The following is a 17,224-nucleotide window of genomic DNA, read 5'->3' on the forward strand; positions in this document are numbered from 1 at the left end:
CGGCGAGGGCGACACGGCGGCCGCGCCCCGGGCGAGGGCCGCGGCAGCAACGACTCCGATTTATGTTCAGAGTGTTGACATAATAGATTCGCGACGCCCAAAATCTGGCGATACCGACCGCCACCGGCGTGCCGATCGTCCTGTTCGGCGCGCGTTCCGGCGACGGCACCGGGCGTCGTGAAGGAGCCCCATGTCCGCAACCCCCCACCGTTCCCCCACATCCCCCACACGACCGAGAGGCCGCTCGGTCGCGGCCGTCCTCTCCGCCGCGCTCGCCGCGGCCCTGCTCGCGCAACCCGGCGTCGGCACGGCACAGGCGTCCGGAGCCGGCACGAGCACAGCCGCCGCAGACAGCACGCCGGCCGCACCGAGCACACCCGCCGCAGCCAGCGCGCCGGGCACGAGCGGCGCACCGGCGAACGAGCCGGGCGCCGCCGCGCCCGCCGCCCCCGTCAACCTCGCCCTCGCGGGCACCGCCACCGCCTCCAGCGTCGAGCTGGACCGGCAGGACTTCGTCGCCGCGCACGTCAACGACGGCGACACCGCGACCCGCTGGTCGTCGAAGTACCAGGACGACAACTGGGTGCAGGTGCGGCTGGCGCAGCCCGCGAAGGTCGACCACGTGACGCTCACCTGGCCGAACGCCTGCGCCCGCGACTTCGCCCTGCAGACCTCGGCCGACGGCGTGACCTGGACCGACGTCACCCGGCTCCAGCGCGACACCTGCCCGCGCACGGACGTCATCGACGTGAAGTCGGCGTCACCGGTGTCCTTCGTCCGGATGCAGGGCTACCGGCGGTGGGCCGCGTACGGGTACTCGATCTCCGAGTTCGAGATCTGGGACGCGCCGCCCGCGCCGCCGGCGCCGACCCTCGGCCTGCTCCCGCGTCCGGTGTCGGTGGAGACGCGGGACGGCGCGCCGTTCACCCTGCACAAGAACACCCGCATCGTGGCGATCGGCGCGGGCGCGGACGCCCCGGCGCGATACCTGGCACGGATCCTGCGCCGGTCCACCGGGTACCGGCTGAACGTCGTCGGCCAGGGGTGGGGTCCGGCGCCGATCGTCGTCGAGGTGGGCGCGGGCAAGGCGCCCGCCGGCCACGCCGACGAGGGCTACACGCTCACGGTCGAGGCCGACCGCGTCCGCGTCGCCGCGGACACGCCCAACGGCGCGCTCAACGGCGTGCAGACGTTGCGCCAGCTCTTCCCGCAGTGGGTGGAGTCGCGCGGCGTCGTGCCCGCCGCGTGGACGCTGCCCCGGGTGACGATCAGCGACTATCCGCGCTTCGCGTACCGGGGCATGATGCTCGACGTCGCACGCAGCTTCTACCCGATGGACGAGCTCAAGGCGTACATCGACGCGGCGGCGCAGTTCAAGGTCAACCGGTTGCACCTGCACCTGACCGACGACCAGGGCTGGCGCATCGCGATCGGCGCGCCCCGGGACAACCCGTCCGGCATCGACTACGGCCTGCTCACCGGGGTCAGCGGCGGCACCGCGATGACGTACAACGACAACGGCCAGCAGATGGGCACCGAGCTCGGCGTCACCGGGTTCTACACGAAGGCCGACTACGCCGAGATCATCCGGTACGCGAGCGAGAACGGCATGACGGTCGTGCCCGAGATCGACATGCCCGGTCACACCAACGCCGCGCTGCACGCCATCCCGCAGCTCAACACGGCCGGAGCCCGGCCGAGGCCGCAGCAGGGACAGGCCACCGTGCCCGCCAACGGCACCGGCAACGTCGGATACTCCTCGTTCGACGCGAACAGCGATGTGACGTACGAGTTCGTCCGGAACGTCCTCACCGAGATCGCCGAGATGACGCCGGGGCCGTACCTGCACATCGGCGGCGACGAGGCGCACGTCACCAGCCACGCCGACTACACGAAGATGGTGGACGCGTTCACCGGGACCGTCGCGTCGCTGGGCAAGACCGTCGTCGGCTGGAACGAGTACGCCGGGACCGCCCTCCCCAAGGACGGCGCGGTCGTCCAGTTCTGGAACGGGAACCGGAACGCGGTCGCGGACGCGGTGAACAACCGGGGCGCGAAGGTGATCCTCTCCCCGGCTCCGAACGCGTACGTGCCGCAGAAGCAGGACTCGCGCCAGCCGCAGGGCGGCACCTGGGCCTGCGGCGGGGTGTGCGGGCTGGACCGGCACTACAACTGGGACCCGGGCACGTACATCCCCGGCATCGCCGAGTCCAGCGTGCTGGGAGTCGAGTCGGCTCTGTGGGGCGAGTTCATCCGGCGGGTCGGCCAGGCGCAGTACTACAGCTACCCGAGGCTCATCGCCACGGCGGAGGCCGGGTGGACCCCGCAGGCGCAGCGGAGCTACGCCGACTTCACGACCCGGTTGTCCGCGATGGGAGGCCGGCTGACGGTGCAGGGGACGAACTTCTTCCCCACGGCCGACGTCCCCTGGCGGATGGCGGCGCTCGGCACTCCGGCGACCGCGACCACGGGCGCGCCGACCGGCGCCGCCTGGACGGTCACCGCGCCCGGCCTCGCCTCCACCGCCCTCACCACGATCGTCACCTGGAGCGACGGCGAGACCGAACGGCTCACGCCGACGACCACCCGCGAGGCGAGCATCCCGGACATGCGGATCAACGACGCCTTCACGGTGGTGTCCGGCCGCGCCTTCAGCCGTCCCGGGACGTACACCGGGACACTCTCGGTCGGCGTCCCCGGACGGGCGCCGGTCGAGGGGACGCTGACGGTCACCGTCCGCGACCCCGCCTGACCCTGCCCTGCCTGACCCGTTCCGCCTCCCTTGTGACCCGCCGGACCACTGATCCGCCGGGTCCGGGCCTCACCTGACCGGCGCGGGCCCATCCGGTCGCCCCGCCCCCCGGCCACTCTTCCCGGGGGGCGGGGCTCCGGTCTTCCCGGACCCGTGCGGGCGCGTGCTCCAGCCGGATCGCGGGATCTGGACGATCGCCCCGAGCCTCGGCCGGCGGCCGATCGGCGACATCGTCGCGACTCCCGCCAGACGGCGAATCGGACGGCGAATCAGACGGCGAATCAGACGGCGAACAGCAGAGCGGCGCTGATCAGGACGACGACGGCGGTGGCGAAATGGATGCCGAAGGCGACCGCCTTGGTGCCTCCGTTGCGCAGCACGATCAGGGTGTCCCCGAGCGGGTTCAGCGCGACGACGAGCATGAACCACGCAGCAGCCAGGGTTCCCGCGAAGGCGAGCAGGGCCAGGCCGAGGACTCCGTAGCTGAAGTCGCGCAGGCCCTTGATGGTCAGGTAGGCGTTCGGCTTCGCCGGCACGCCGTACCCGGCGGCCGCGGACTCGGGCTGCAACAGGAAGCGGGCGCCGATGAACGCGACCAGCAGGTCGAGCACGATGGCCAGGCCGTACGCGGTGGGGGTGAGCATGGATTCCTCCGAGGAAATCTAGCAGCGCTAGCGATCAGGGGCGACGCTAGCATAGCGACGGCGAAGAAATCTAGCAATGCTAGAATCGGTGCATGCCGATACGGACCGGCCGGCCCTGCTGCTCCGCCGGCTCGCGTGCTGATGGACTAGCGGTCGTCGTCCCCGTCGTCCCCGGCGTGCAGGCGGACGAAGTCGTCAAGGGAGGTCCGGTAGTAGGCGAGGTCGTCCTCCATCCTCGCCCGGGTGAAGCGGGCGGGCTCCCGCTCGTACGCCTCCCGCCCCGTCTCTGTCCAGAACGACGCCTCGGGCAGCGCGTCGGCGTCGTCGGGGACGAACTTCAGCGCCTCCGCCACCGCGTCGGCCGCGAACCGCCAGTCCGTGACGACGTTCATGTACGTCTCGTCGGAGGACGGGTCGGCGGCGAAGAAGAGCGCCGCCTCCAGCGCCCTGCGCGCGTAGGTGGCGCCGATCAGCACCCACTGGCCGGGGTCGATCAGCTCGGAGACGCCCGAGCCGAAGGTCAGCTCCTCGCGCCGCGCCTCGGCCTCCGCGACGTACGGGACGAAGACCTCGGCGTCGGCGAGCCTCACCCGCCAGCCGTCCTCCTCCTCGGACAGCACCGCGTGGCCGGCCGCCCCTCCGCCGCCGGGGGCGGCCGCCAGGTCCAGGTAGACGTACGCCTCGACCAGCGAACGGGCCGGGCCGCCACCGTACCCGCCGGGGCCCAGGTCCGGCCAGGTGAGGTCGTCCGGGTCGCCGGGGCCGCCGCCGGGGAGACCCGGAGCCGCCGCGCCCTCGGTTGTGTCCCGGTCCGTGTCCGGCCCGTCCGTGCCCCCGGAGCCATCGCCACGATCGGGCCCGCCCTCCCGGCCCCCGGGGCTCTCGGACCGCTCGCGATCAGCCATGCCGGACCACCAGATCGCGGTAGGTGTCGCGGACGATCAGCAACCGGTCGAGCTGGAAGCGGCCCGGCTCCGCCGTACGCACCTGCCGTCCGCGCTCGGACCAGAACCCGTCGTCCGGGACCTCCTCCGCGCCCGGCGGGATGAACTTGACGATCTCCTCGACCGCCGCCACGGCGATCGACAACGCGCGGCGCGCCTCGGCCCGATCGTCCACCGGCACGTTGCCCGCGGTCAGGTCGGCCACCCACATCCACTCGCCCGCGTCGAGGAGCTGGGACGGCTCCCGCCCGCCGAACGTCGGATAGCCCGCCGAGGCCACCGGCCGCTCCGGCAGCCCGAACAGGAACTCGCGCTCCGCGCCGCAGTCGTCGCAGGCGCCGGCGTAGCGGTCGACCAGCGTGCCGTCCACGCTGGCCAGGCCCCTGTCCCAGGTCGTCTCCACGGAACCGCACTGCTTGCACGGATGCAGGTCGAGGTAGAGATGCGCCTCGTCCCTGGTCCGCGCGACCGCGAACGTCATAGCCGTCCTCTCCTTGGGAATCCCCATCATGCCTCGGCCGGGACCACCTCGCCCCGGCGGCCGCAGACGCAGGGCTCCTCGGCCGGGCACCGGCAGGCCGCCGAACCGCGTGACGTCTACGGCATGCTCAATGAGCTGACGGCGGCCGAGGTCTCGGCGGAGACACAGCGAGGCCCCCTCTTTCCGGAGGGCCTGCCGTACGAGGAGGTCTTCGGGGAGGGGGCGAGTTTCGAGTCGCTCCTGCCCCAGCCTCTGAACCCGCCGTCTGAGGTGCATGGGTGATGGCCGGTCCGGCGCGGCCCGAGGTCAGCCCTCGGCAGGGACGACCTTGACATAGCCGTTGCTCCAGAAGGTCAGGCCCTCGAACGCCTCCTGCGGGCTTGCCCGCCTGCTGCTCGCCATAGTGTCGATCATGTTCTGGATGTCGGGCGAGCTACCCGTCAACTCGCCCGCCTCGGTCAGTTCGATCGTTCCGAGGACCTTGTCGGTGTCTACCGCCACGAGTTTCAGCATCCGTCTCGTCATAGTCGAAACATCCGTTCCGTGGTTGGCGTTGATCTCGGGGTGCGATCCGGATCACTCCTCCGGGTCGAGAGGGTCTCTCTCGGGGCGTGTGATCACCTTGGGCACTGCTCGTACGGGCATCGGCATGATCGGCTTCGTCCCTACAGCATTCCTCTCGATCATACCGAGCTGGGAGAGCATGTTCAGGTACCAGTCCAACCGTCCCCGTCGTTCGAACTCCCATTTAATCTTGGGATCTTTGAGCACCCGCTTGATGCCCTGGACGTCCTCTGGGCTGAGCGGGTTGGGCCTCCAGACGTAGCGCATGTGGGCACCGTCGGGTGAACGCACACTACGGAGGAACTGAGTTCCGAAATCCCCCTTGGGAGCCCAGGTCTGGGGGTCTTCGAAGCAGAGGTTGTGGTCGATGCCGATGACCCCGATCCTCTGGCCGGTGGGCGTTCTCGGTTCCGGGCTCAGAAGCCAGTTGAGGGCATGACGATCACGGTTGCAGACCAGCACGTCGAGCACACTGATGCGCATGCCACTCCGCGTCAACTCGGGTCTTGTCGGCACTTCTTCCGAAGGTAACGCAACTCGGTGCTGCCCCTCCTTGAACTCCTGATAAATGACTCTGTCCCCGGCCCGGTACACCCCGGGGACGTCGGCCCCCAAGGCGATCCCCACGATCGAAGCCAGCACCTCGGAGTCTGCCTCTTCCGGGGTCGCCATGACCTTGCGGACCATGCGGGAACCGTCGTTGAACGTCCATCTCTCCACCAGGTCGGACCAGGTGTGCTTTACGCCGTCCGCCCTCCCGGTCCTGCCGCCCAGTAGCACGGGCACTTCGGCGATGCCGGAATGGATTCCGTCCAGCCACCTCGGTATGCGGGGCTCTCGCTCCCGTGCCGCTGTCAATTCGGCGAGCAGTTCCGCCATCCGGGACGACGCGAGGCCGTCCCCATCGGGGTGCGGGCCATCCGCCCCTCTCGGAGCGGAGGCGTCGTCTTCCCGGAGGTGCAGGCGTGCCGTCCTGTCGTCCTCCCGGCGCAGGTCTGCTGTCCTGCCGTCTTCCCGGGGACGCAGGTCTGCTGTCCTGTCGCCCGGAGGCACGCCGTGACCCGAATCCGAGGATCGGGGAGGGCCCGCGGGAGGCGCCCCGTCCCCGGGTCGCCGTGGCGGGACGGCACCGGACGCGGCGGGATCGTGCGGGGCCGAACCGGCCCGTGACGCATCGCGGGACGCTGGGCCGGGTGCCTCGTGTGGCTGCGCTGAGGCCGAGGGGTTGCCAGCCAGGTGGGTGGCGTCCTTCGGTGGTCCGGAAGGCGAGTCCCGGTTGAGCATCCGATCCAGGTAACCCGGCACAGGCCGCTCCCCGGTCGACGAGGGCGTGTCCGGACGGGCTCCGGCGGCCACCCGCGCGTCGGGCCGGACCCGGACGTCGACAACGGCCGTCCCCTCCGCGTTCTCCTGCGCCGAAGCGTCCGGCGCGGACGCACCCCGCACCGTGACGGTCGCTCGTCCCGGCGCGGCGGCCTCCAGCAGCCCGCCGTCCGGTCGCCGTACGCTCGCGCCCATGTCGGCGGCGACCCGCTCCGGCAGCGTGAGCAGTCGTGTCTGGGCGGCGGGGGGCGCTGCGGGGGCGGGTGAGGCGTCGCCGTTCAGCAGGTCCGCGATCGACGGTTTGGGTCTCGCCTCCGCCGCGGTCTCCGTCGCCTGCCAGGGCGGCGCGGGTGGGGTGTGCCCGCGCCTGGTGATGTCGTCCGCGATGGCGTCGATCGCCTCGGCAATGCGGGCCCTGGCGGCGGGATCGGCGGTCTCGCTCCACTTGCGGGAAAGGTGCGCGTGCTCGTTGAGGCGCGGGGTGAGGCAGTGGTCGGTGCCCTCCTCGTGCGTGTGCTCCGGCAGCGAGGGCCGGATCACCCCCTGCGGCGCGCCCGCCGCCTCCGCCGCGTGCTGGTCGGCGACGTGCGAGATCTCGTGCACCAGGACCGACGACACCACCGCCGGGTCCGTACGCGGAGCGATGGTGATGACGTGCGGGTCCTCGGGCGTACCGGAGCGGTACGACGTGTAGCCGATCCGGTCCTCCCCGGGATCGCCGACGACGACGCGGGCATGCTGCACGCCGTTAGCCGGCGTGGTGACGGCGACGACCGCGCCGTCGAGGTCGGCGGGCGGCGCGTCCGGGTCGATCGGAACACCCTGGTCGGTGGTCCAGTCGAGCGCGGTGACCCCGCCGCCGAAGTCGGCGACCGAGATGTTCTGGCCGACCATCTCGGTCACGCTCAGGTCGGGCACCCCGGCCGGCCGGGCCTGGGTGTCGAACGGCGTGTCCGGCAGCGCCGGCGACGGCGCCCCACCGGCGCTGATCCCCGTCGCGCTCTGCCCGGCGCCGGCGCCCTGGGTGCTGGACGCGGCGCCCGTCTCGGACGGCCAGACGGGGGCTTTCGGGTCAACCGTGACATTCTTCGCGGCCAGGGCCGCCACCACTTGCTCGGTGAAGGTCGTGCCCGCCGGTGAGTTCTGGAAGACCGAGAGCAGGTCGATGTCCTTCTCGGCCGCCGCCGCGTTCAGCACGAGGGGCGGCAACGTGGCGAGGGCCTCGGCGAAGCCACCGTCCGGCTTCACACTGTGCAGCGAGCCGTCCGGGGCGGCCAGGTAGACGTCGACGTGCCGCCCGTCTCCCACCACGAACCGGACGACATGGCCCTCGTCCCTGGCCTGCTGCCTCGCCCTGGCCACATGCCCGAGCAGGTCCTTGGGATCCAGTTGTTGGTGGGGACCTGTCGGCGGTCTGAGCTGGGACCTCGGCTGCGACTCATCGGTGAAATCCCACCCGGGTCGCGCCCGGATCCCGGCCTCCATCCGGGCGTTGAGCGTCTTGAGGGAGGACTCGAACACGACGAGGTACGCCTCGCCCCTGGCCGCGGCGGGCAGGTGGACCGGATCTTTGACGACCTTCTCGTCGCCGCCGGGCAGCCTCGCCTTGTGCTGGAAGGTGAGGTCGTAGTCCACCCGGACCCGGACGACCACCACCTTGCCCTTCTCGAACTTGCTGGCCTCGTTGCGCAGGCCGGTGACCGCGGAGACGGCCGCCGACGCCTGGTCACCGAACGACGTGCCACCCGAAACACCGGCCACACCCGACGATCCGCCCACGTTGCCGCTTCCCGGCCACAGGTGCGAACGCGACATCGACACGTTCAGTGTGCGCATGATGCGGTCGACCTCGCCGATCTCCGCCTCGAACGGAGCCGACACGACCTGCAGATCGGACAGGTGGGCCTCGACCCGGACGTCCACTCCCTGACTGCGGAAATGTTTCCGCGCCATGCGGACCAGTTCGTGCCCGCCCGGGCCGACCATCTTGGCGAACGCCGCGGAGATGGACACCGGCGACAGCCGGGCCTCCAGCTCTGCTATCCGCTCCTGCACGGAGGCGGCGTCCATCATCTCGGACAGTTTCGTCTCGATCACGGCGAAGAGGTTGTGATCGGGATCCGCGTCGTGCTGGACCGAGTTCACGAAATGGGCCGGCGGCAGTTCCACCCGCCGGTGGTCGACCACGGGATCCGGCTCGGTCTTCGATTCGCTGCGCGCGCGTGTCATGCCGGTCGGCGTCCGCCGGACCAGGTCGGCGTCGTACGTGAACTTGGCGGTGGCGGTGGGCCTCCGCCTGATCAGGTCGACCTTCTCACGCACGGTGGTGCGGACCGGCCCCCGCCGCAACGGCGTACGCTCGACCTCGATCTCCAGCCGGAAACTCTGCTTGACCCGGTCCAGGCCGTTGAACTGCGAGAAGCGCTGCATCTTGGTGAACTGCTCGGCCTGGTTCTCGCTGAACGACCCTCCGCGATGGGTCGAGCCTCCCCCGCTTTCCCCGAAGTCGGCGGCGCCGTGCGAGTATCCCCCGCTGACGTTCCCCGAGCGGCCGGCGGACTGGGAGTCGGTGACCTCCCGGTAGCCGTAGTCCTGCACGATGAAGCCGCCGTCGGGGATGTGACCGAGCAGCTCCGCGTGGGACGCGGTCTTCGAGTCCACCGGCACCAGCCGGGCCCGCACCGTGACCAGTTCGGCCCGTCCGGTGGCCGGGTCGGCCAGCGTCTCGTAGCTCTTGACGAATCCCCGTGCGCTGAGCATCGCGTCGAGGTGTCCCTCGGGCCGCGTCCCGGCGAGGTCGCCCCTGAGGCTCCGGCTCATGACCGGGCTCCGCTGGAGTGCCTGCGGCGCGACCTCCTCGACGGCGGCCCGCACCGCGTCGAGCACGCTGATGGGGTTGTCGTTGTCCTCCGGGTTCGTGACCGTGAAGGACTCGACCACGCTCAGGCCCATCGCCCCGACGTAGTGCGGGGCCAGATAGACCTCGCTCAGCCGCTGGACCACATCGCGCGCCCGGCTCAGCGCGGCGTCGATGCGTTCGTCGGGTGTCATGCTCTGCGGCGCGGCCTGCTGGCCACCCTGCTGAGTGCCCTGCTGACTGCTCTGGCCGCTCTGCTGACTGCTCTGCTGGCCGCCCTGGCTGCTCTGCTGGCCCCCTTGGGGATTACCGCCTTGTGCGGGGTTGCCTTGCGTGCCGCTCTGCTGGCCACCCTGGCTGCTCTGCTGGCCGCTCTGGGAGGCGCCTCCCTGACCGGTGGCGGGCTGCGGCGCGCTCTGGGCGGCGCTCTGGGGGCCGAGCCCCTCCGCGACCTTCTCCAGGTCCTTCACCTTCGTGAGGGCGTTCAGGAGGACGTCCGGGGTGTGGCCGGCCGCGAGCCCGAGGGGCTTGTTGTCCTGCACGGCCTGACGCCTGTCGGTCAGATAGCGCTGGAGCAGGCCGGTGGCCAGCGTTCTGTCCAGCTTGAGGTTGCCGTCGCGGAACCTCTCCACCGCGTCGGCGACCACGTGCAACGGCAACTTCAACTTGCCCTCGGCGTACATGGTCAGGACGTCGTACTCGGGGACGGAGAAGAGGACGGGCCGCCCCGGGTGCTGCTTCTCCTGGGGGTCGCCCTGCAGGACACTGCCCGCCACGACCGGGTTGGGATGCCCCTCGCTGCCCGTGAGCGTGAAATCCACCGTGCCGTCGAAGATGTACTGCCTGCCGTAGATCTCCAGGCGCTCTCTACCCCAGATGTCGAGCTCGCCATGGGACCCGGTCACGCTCGCTGAGCGGCCGCGGTCCATGCTGCCGCCGTGGCTCCATGAGCCGTCGCCCTCCGAGGTGGACTCGCCATACGACTCGCCGAGTGACGCGCTCCTGGTGCCGCCCCACGTCCCGCCCCACGACACGCCGGCGCTGCCCAGGGTGAGGTTGATGCGGCCGCCGACCAGGTCGGCCACACCGAGCAGCCTGGCCTCGCCGAACTCCCCCTCGACCTGCAGGGACGACTCGGACGGCAACACGCCCTTCGGCCGGACGGCCGCACTGGTGCCGTACTCGCCCTCCGTGGAGCCGCCCTGGGGACGCCACTCCGGGTGGGCGATGAGGCTGCGCACGTCGAGGAACGCGGCGAGGTGGGCACGGGCGGGCGAGTCCGCGGCCATGCCGTTCGGCAGCAGCTCCTCGGCCAGGGCCAACATACCCGTCGTGTCCATGTGCAGCAGCGTCGCCCTGGCCATGAGCTCGTCGGTGGGGCGGCCGATCGGATGGGGGGCCTCACCATTGCTGGGCGGCAGCAGGTCGACGGGGAACACCAGCCGGGCCTTGCCCGGCTCGCTCAGGGGGTCCTTCTTGACCCCGTCGTACGTGATGGTGGCTTCCATGACGTGATCGACCTCTCCGATCGCGACATGGTCGGTTTCGTTGAGGGTCACGACGTTTCCGGTGCCGGCGGTGCTCGACCCCACCGTGCGGGGCCGGTTCCCGTCGTAGCCGGGTTTGTGACTGTCGGTCCGCCCCTCCACGTCCTTGGGCGGCCCATCGGTGAAACTGCCGGAGGCACCCCAGCTCTTCGTCCACGTGGTGCCGTTGGCGCGGCCCGCGGTGTCGGAGCCGATGTAGAGGTTGGCGATGGCCTCACTGTCGGTGTGGCCGATGTAGTTCCATGAGTCGAAGTCCTGCGTCAGATTGAGCCTGACGACACAGGTCTTCGGGGACGCGAGTCCTTTGAAGTGGGTCAGGCTGAATTCGAGACCGTCCTGGGCCAGCAGGTCGTAGTTCGTCTCGACGCTCCGCGCCGAGAGCTGTTCGTTCACCTCGTGCAGGTTGAGCATCTGGGAGGCCCGCTCCAGCGGATCGCTGGAGTACGTGACCTTGCCGCTCGCGTCGATCTCGGGCAGCACGCCCAGCTCGGCGAGCTCCTTGTAGATCTTCTTCTTGAGCGGTGTCAGGCCCTCCACCTGTTGTACGAGGGCCGGTCCCGCGCCCCGCATCAACGGTTGCGCGGTGGTCGATCCCGTAGGGTGCCCCAACCAGAGGGGGAGATCGGGCTTCCTCCCCGGCGGCGCCGACGGATCGGGGTCGCTCCTGAGCACCTGCACACCGTTCCGCTTGGGCAGGGGCTTGCCGTCGGGGGTTTGCAGGGCGGCCTCGTCGACCGGAAGGCCGTAGCGGTAGGCGTCCGTCTCGGGCATCCGGATCAGCGCGGTGCTGTCGCCGCTCAGCGTTTCGAGCGGCTCCGAGTCTCGCGCCATCTGGACGGTGACCTTGTGGGTCAGCTTGAGCTCGTACCCCTGTGTGTATCCCGTGTAGCGCTGCACGCTGGGGTGGATCGCCTGGCCGTTGGCGAACGCGGACGCCGACCGGGACTTCGACCGCCCCCCCTTGGCGGTCGGTCCCACCGCGTAGTCGTGGTCCCCATAAACCTGGACGTCGCCGCTGGGGATGCCGAGAGCGCTGGACACCCCTCCGCCACGCGAGCCGCCGTACGACTCGCCACCGTTGGCGGTGGAGAAGCCGACCCTCAGCCGCTCCTGCCAATGGTCGCGGCTGGGGTGCCCGACCAGCTCGGCCGAGTCCATGTCCACCGTGGTATCCACGGTCACGGTCATCAGCGGCCGGCCGCGCGAGTCCGTGATCACGGCCGTCAGCGTGTCGTTGACGGCTTCCCGCAGCTCGCCGCGCAGCGTCTCGGTGATGAAGGTGTGGATCTGCCGGCGGACGTTCTCGTCCAGGGTGGGCGGCGAGCCTGCGGCCTCGCGGACCGCCCTCCCGGCATCACCGAGGAGATCTTCGGTCACCTTGGCGCGGGCCCGTCCCCCCACGCTGAGATCGACCTTCTGCCGCTCCTTCGAGACCTGGTCCACGATCTGGTCGGCCAGTTGCCTCAGCCCGGTCAGATCGCTGACGACATGCTCGGGCATCACGTTGTTCCGCTCCGCCTCCGGGAGGAACTTCGTGTTCACCGGAGCCTGGTCCGCGTAGACGTGGGAGACCCAGAACCGCAGGGAGGTCGAGTCCCCCGGAGCACCCTGATCAACGGCGGCCACCTGCCGCCAGGGGTGCCGCTGCGATTCACGAACGCTGATCTCCCACCTGCCGGCGGCGTCGAACAGCAGGGACTCGCTCCTGTTGTCCTCGACCGCGCCACCCAGGAAGTATTCGGCGGCGCTGGAATTGCGCGACCAGTTGCGCCCGGCGTCGTAGTTGAAACCGACGCTCGCGGACGCCAGGAACATCTGCATCGGGCTGTCCTGCGGCAGGAACTGCGCGAGCATCCGGGTGTCGAAGCCCAGCGAGCCTCCCCCCTTGCCCGCTTCCGCGCCCTGGACGCTCATGCCGCCCTGAGGCAGGGTGCCGAGCATGATCTCCGACGCCTTGACATCGGGATCGATGATCTCGATCATGTCGGAGACCTTGAGCTGGATCTTCAGTTCGAAGCTCTTGCGCCCGGTGCCGGCGCGCAGCACCAGTCCGTCCTCGGAGACGACCCTGCGGAAGTCGGCGCGCAGGATGTGCTCGAGCTCCTTCGGCGTGTACCGGCGGCGCGCCCCCTGGTCGGCCAGCACCTGGTTCACCTGGTCGGTCAGCGCCGTGAGATGCGGCAGCACCCCGGTCGGCAGCGCCGCCGGCATGGTGCCCACCCTGGGGAGCGCCTGCTCCACCGCCTTCAGATAACTGTCGTGCTGCTGACGCGCGGTGCTGACCGCGTCGGCGACCCGCCCTCGCGCCAAAGCCGCCTCATTGGCATTCGGGCCAGCCGCCATCTGCATGAAAGCGAGAGCGCGCGCGTACGCCAGCCGCGTGGCCTCGGCCTGTTTGTGCGCCTCGGAGTACATCCGGCCGATCCGCAGGTGCCGGTCCCGCTTGGCGCGATGCTGCTCGCGTTCCCTGTTCTTCTTGCGGGCGCGCGTCGCGCTGCCCTGGTCGCGCCTTCCACCGGTCTCCCGGCTCTCACGGCCGGCCACTCCGGCCTCGATGGCGGCCTTCCTCGCGATCTCCTTGTGCGCTTTCGCGGCCTCCTTGAGCTTGCCCTCCGCGCGGTGGAGCTCCTCGATCACACGTTCCAGTTCGGTCGCCGTGGCGTTCTCGGCCACTGCGGGGGGCGTTTGGACGCCGCGTACATGGGGGGTCGCCCCCCAGGGCGCGGGCGGGGGCGTCTGCCCGTGGGCGCGGAGGTCGCGGGCCACTCCGTCGAGATCGACTTGGATGTTCCATCGCTCGTCCGAGGACGTCGCGGCCCGCCACTTGCGGGCCAGGTAGGCGTGCTCGTTGAGCCGAGCCGGCACACATCCGTCGACGTGGTTCTGCTGCCGGCCCCGGCGGAAGAGCGACCTGCGGATGATCCCCTGTTCGGGGCGGCTCAACGCGTGCAGGGTGTCGGTGATCTCGTGCAGCCAGACGCGCGGGAGCTGGTCCGGGGCGATGTGCGCCGCGAAATGCACGACATGCGCGCCGCCGCGGCGGTTCACGTGAGTCTCCGCCATGAGGCGGGAGTCGAGGCCGCCGAGCAGGAACTGGAAGCGCTGCACCCCGTGGTTCCTGGTTTCCACCACCAGAGTCGAGTTGTCGGGAGACCAGTTCCAGTCCGTCACCTCGTCACCGTGGAAGTCTGAGGCGATGAGTTCGTCGATCGCGGTGCGGATCTCGTCGTCGGTGAGGCGCTGGGTCTGGCGACCATCGGTGACATAGCGGGTGCCGGCGATCGGCCGCGACGTGACGGTGCCGGGGCGGCTCGTGACCGGCTCGGGAGCAGGCGACGTGTCCTGGCTGACCGCCATCGCCTGGCTCACGACCAGGAGTGCGCGGCTTCGCAGAGTGGCGGCGTCCTGGTCGCTCGCCGCGGCGGCCTCCAGGACGGAGCGGACGGCGCGCAACATCCTCGGCGTGATCACATAGTGGCCGGACTCGTCGGACACGAGATGCCCGCCGTCCGCCAGCAGGACGGCCCCCGGCGCCAGGCGGTTCAGCGCGTAGTCGAGCGCGGCGTTCGCCCGCAGACCGACGGGCTGCCCGGGGACGAGGTCGGCCGCGTACGCGTCCTCTGGAGCGGTGTCGGTGGCGAGTTGCTCGTCGAGCAGGGTCAGCGCCTCCGCCTGCAGCGCCTCATCGTCCTCCACCTGCGGCGAACGCCGCCCGACGCGGTCGATGATCCGAGCCATGGCGGCGGGCGAGACGACGATGTCGGCCCCAGTAAGCGGGACGATGAGGCCTCCGTCAGGGAGGAGCACGGTGCCGGGGTGCGCGTCGAGCAGCGCCCGGACGACGGCTTCCCTGGCTCTCGCGGTGTGGAACGCGGCCTCGTCCTGGGCCAGCGTGCTCGGCGCGCCCTCTTCCGGCGCCGTGTCCTGTGCCGTGTCGGGCGCCGTGTTTTGTGCAGCGTCGGGCGCCCTGTTTTGCGCCGTGTCCGAAGCTGCGTCGGGCGCGGGCCGGGCGTCCGGCGTGCTGTTCGGAGCAACCGCCGCGCCCGTGTCCGTGTCTGTGCCGCTGTCCGGAGCCGGAGCGGTGTCCTGGGTCGTGCCGGTGTCGGTGGTGGGAGCGCCGTCCGTCCTGGTCTCCCCCGTGCCGGTCTCCGTGTCGGGCGCCGCCGGAGCCGGGTCGGTCCGCTGGTCGGGGGTGGCGTCCGGCTGAGTCTCGGGCGCGGCGGGTGCCGCCTCCGGCTGGGTGCGGGCGGTGCCGTCCGGCCGGGTGTCCGGCGAGGTCGTGGCGTCTTGCTGCGGGTCCGGCGTCGTCGCCTCATCGTCCGACACCGCGACCCGGGAACGTGTCTCCTGCTCGCCGGGCGTGTCCCGGGCCTGCTCGTCCGGCGTGCTCACCGCCGCCTGGTCGGTGTCGGTGGCCGCCCGGCCGCCCGTGTCGGCCAGTGTGTCGGCGCTCGTGTCGGCCTTCGTGTCGCCGTTCGCGGCGGTCTTCGTGTCGTTCGCGGCGCTCGGGGCGGTGTCCGCGCTCGTGTCGGCCTTCGTGTCGTTCGCGGCGCTCGGGGCGGTGTCCGCGCTCGTGTCGGCCTTCGTGTCGGGGTCGGGGTTCGCCTCGGCGTCGGTCCGGGTCTCGTTTTCGGGCTGGCTCCTCCGGTTGCCGCGCCCTTCCGCGTCGGCGGACGGGGTCGCGGCGCGACGGCCTCCGTCCTCCGCGTCCGCGGTGACCGGCGCCGTACGGGAGGCCGTACCGCCTCCGGAAGAGGTGGACGCGGAGCTCCCGCCGCGGGTGGCGCCGCCGGAGGCCCGGCCGCCGCCCTGGCCCGACCCGCCGCCGACGACCGCGCTGCCGGCGCCGCCGCCACCGGGGCCTCCCGGGGTGCCTCCGGCGCCGGTGGCGTCGCCGCCCGCGTTCGGGTCGATGTTGAGTCCCATCCGGCGGGCGTCCGACTGGGCCGCCATGTCGTACGCGGAGGCGAGCGCGGTGCCCGGGTTGGAGAGCGTCGTGTAGACCTCGGGGTTGAACGGGCTGATCGATCCGGTGCGTCCGACACCGCCGAAGAACGCGCCCGACAACGACTCGGCCGAGAACGGGTTGGTCCACTGGCCGTACACCACGCCGTTGGCGACGAAGCTGCCGGCGGGGGACGCGGCCATGTTGCTGAGGCCGGTGTTCAGCGCCCGTCCGGCGAAGCCGGGGACGTTGTTGGTGATCTTGGAGACCGGGCCGGCCAGCTTCATGCCGACCACCGCGCCGGTGCCCGCGCCGAGGAGGGCGGCCTTGGACTTGTCCCAGTCCCACTCGGTACGGGTGCCCATCTGGATCTGCTGGTACTGGGCGACGCCGTCGATGACGAACTCCTCGCCCATCTCCTCGATCAGCTCCCGGCCGAGCGGGGAGGCGAGCAGCCGGGCGATCAGGCTCCCCCCGGTCGGCCCGTTGAGCGCCGCGAGCTTGGCGACCTGGGTGGATCCGGCCTTCCGTCCCGCTACAGCGGCCAGCCGGGCGAGGATGCGGCCGATCGCCGCGCGGCCCGCCGACGCGTACGGGCCGATGAGCGGCGTGGTCGAGCCCGCGGTGAAGAACGCGACGTACATGGCGATGGCGATGGCGATGGCCGTCACCCAGAACGCCACGTTGACGGAGAGCTTGGAGTACTGCGTCTCGACCGCGAAGTTGCTGACCTGCGCCGAGTAGCCGCGCGCGCCCCGGGAGATCCCCTGTAGGCCGGCCTCCTTCCCGAACATGTGCTGCGCCCGGGTGACGAAGTCGGCCGTGGCCGGGGCCTGCCAGCCGGCCACGATGGTCCGGACCGACTTCCCGGCCGGCTCCGCGTGCGGCGTCAGCCCGGCCGCCAGGACCTCCCACGCCTGGGCCAGCTCCGACAACTTGCTCTCGCTGGCCTCCGGCCACTTCTGCCCGGCCGCGAGCAAGGGGATCAGGGTGTGGACCACCCAACCGGGAAGGGCGCCGGTCTCCCAGGCGGGGGTGACGTCCCTGTCGATGTGGACGGCCCCACCCTGGCGGGTCGCCTGCCCGCCCTGGTTGACGATGCTGGTGCCCGTGTTCGTGGCCATGCCGTCCCCGCTCCGCCGCTCAGTCTGGGTTCACGTCCGGGCG

At 71.1% G+C, this 17,224-nt stretch carries 6 protein-coding genes; 1 reads left to right on the forward strand and 5 read right to left on the reverse strand.

Annotated elements, in window-relative coordinates; all coding sequences use genetic code 11:
* The first annotated feature begins 190 nt into the window (after window positions 1–190).
* Window positions 191–2,752, forward strand: a complete 2,562-nt coding sequence (locus AWQ70_RS25875; RefSeq protein ID WP_067181013.1) for a family 20 glycosylhydrolase — start codon at window positions 191–193, stop codon at window positions 2,750–2,752.
* A 281-nt stretch (window positions 2,753–3,033) separates the two neighbouring features.
* Here AWQ70_RS25875 and AWQ70_RS25880 read toward each other — a convergent pair whose 3' ends face one another.
* The 5 genes from AWQ70_RS25880 to AWQ70_RS25900 form a co-directional block, all read right to left on the reverse strand.
* Window positions 3,034–3,396, reverse strand: coding sequence for a DUF4267 domain-containing protein (locus AWQ70_RS25880; RefSeq protein ID WP_067181016.1), 363 nt, complete (start codon window positions 3,394–3,396; stop codon window positions 3,034–3,036).
* Window positions 3,397–3,542: 146 nt separating this feature from the next.
* Complete coding sequence (locus AWQ70_RS25885) at window positions 3,543–4,301, reverse strand: hypothetical protein (protein WP_084517817.1); 759 nt, start codon at window positions 4,299–4,301, stop codon at window positions 3,543–3,545.
* Window positions 4,294–4,821: a hypothetical protein gene (locus AWQ70_RS25890; protein ID WP_067181020.1), complete on the reverse strand. Its 528-nt coding sequence runs from the start codon at window positions 4,819–4,821 to the stop codon at window positions 4,294–4,296. Before AWQ70_RS25890 ends, AWQ70_RS25885 begins: the two co-directional genes overlap by 8 nt.
* A 306-nt stretch (window positions 4,822–5,127) precedes the next feature.
* Window positions 5,128–5,334 carry a hypothetical protein gene (locus tag AWQ70_RS25895; protein ID WP_067181023.1) on the reverse strand — a complete coding sequence of 69 codons (207 nt, stop codon included), beginning with the start codon at window positions 5,332–5,334 and terminating at the stop codon, window positions 5,128–5,130.
* Window positions 5,335–5,397: 63 nt separating this feature from the next.
* On the reverse strand, window positions 5,398–17,181 hold the full coding sequence (locus AWQ70_RS25900; protein ID WP_067181026.1) for a WXG100-like domain-containing protein: 11,784 nt from the start codon (window positions 17,179–17,181) through the stop codon (window positions 5,398–5,400).
* Between the last annotated feature and the right edge of the window lie 43 nt (window positions 17,182–17,224).

The sequence above is a fragment of the Microtetraspora niveoalba genome, assembly GCF_001570405.1.
Taxonomy (GTDB): Bacteria; Actinomycetota; Actinomycetes; order Streptosporangiales; family Streptosporangiaceae; genus Microtetraspora; species Microtetraspora niveoalba.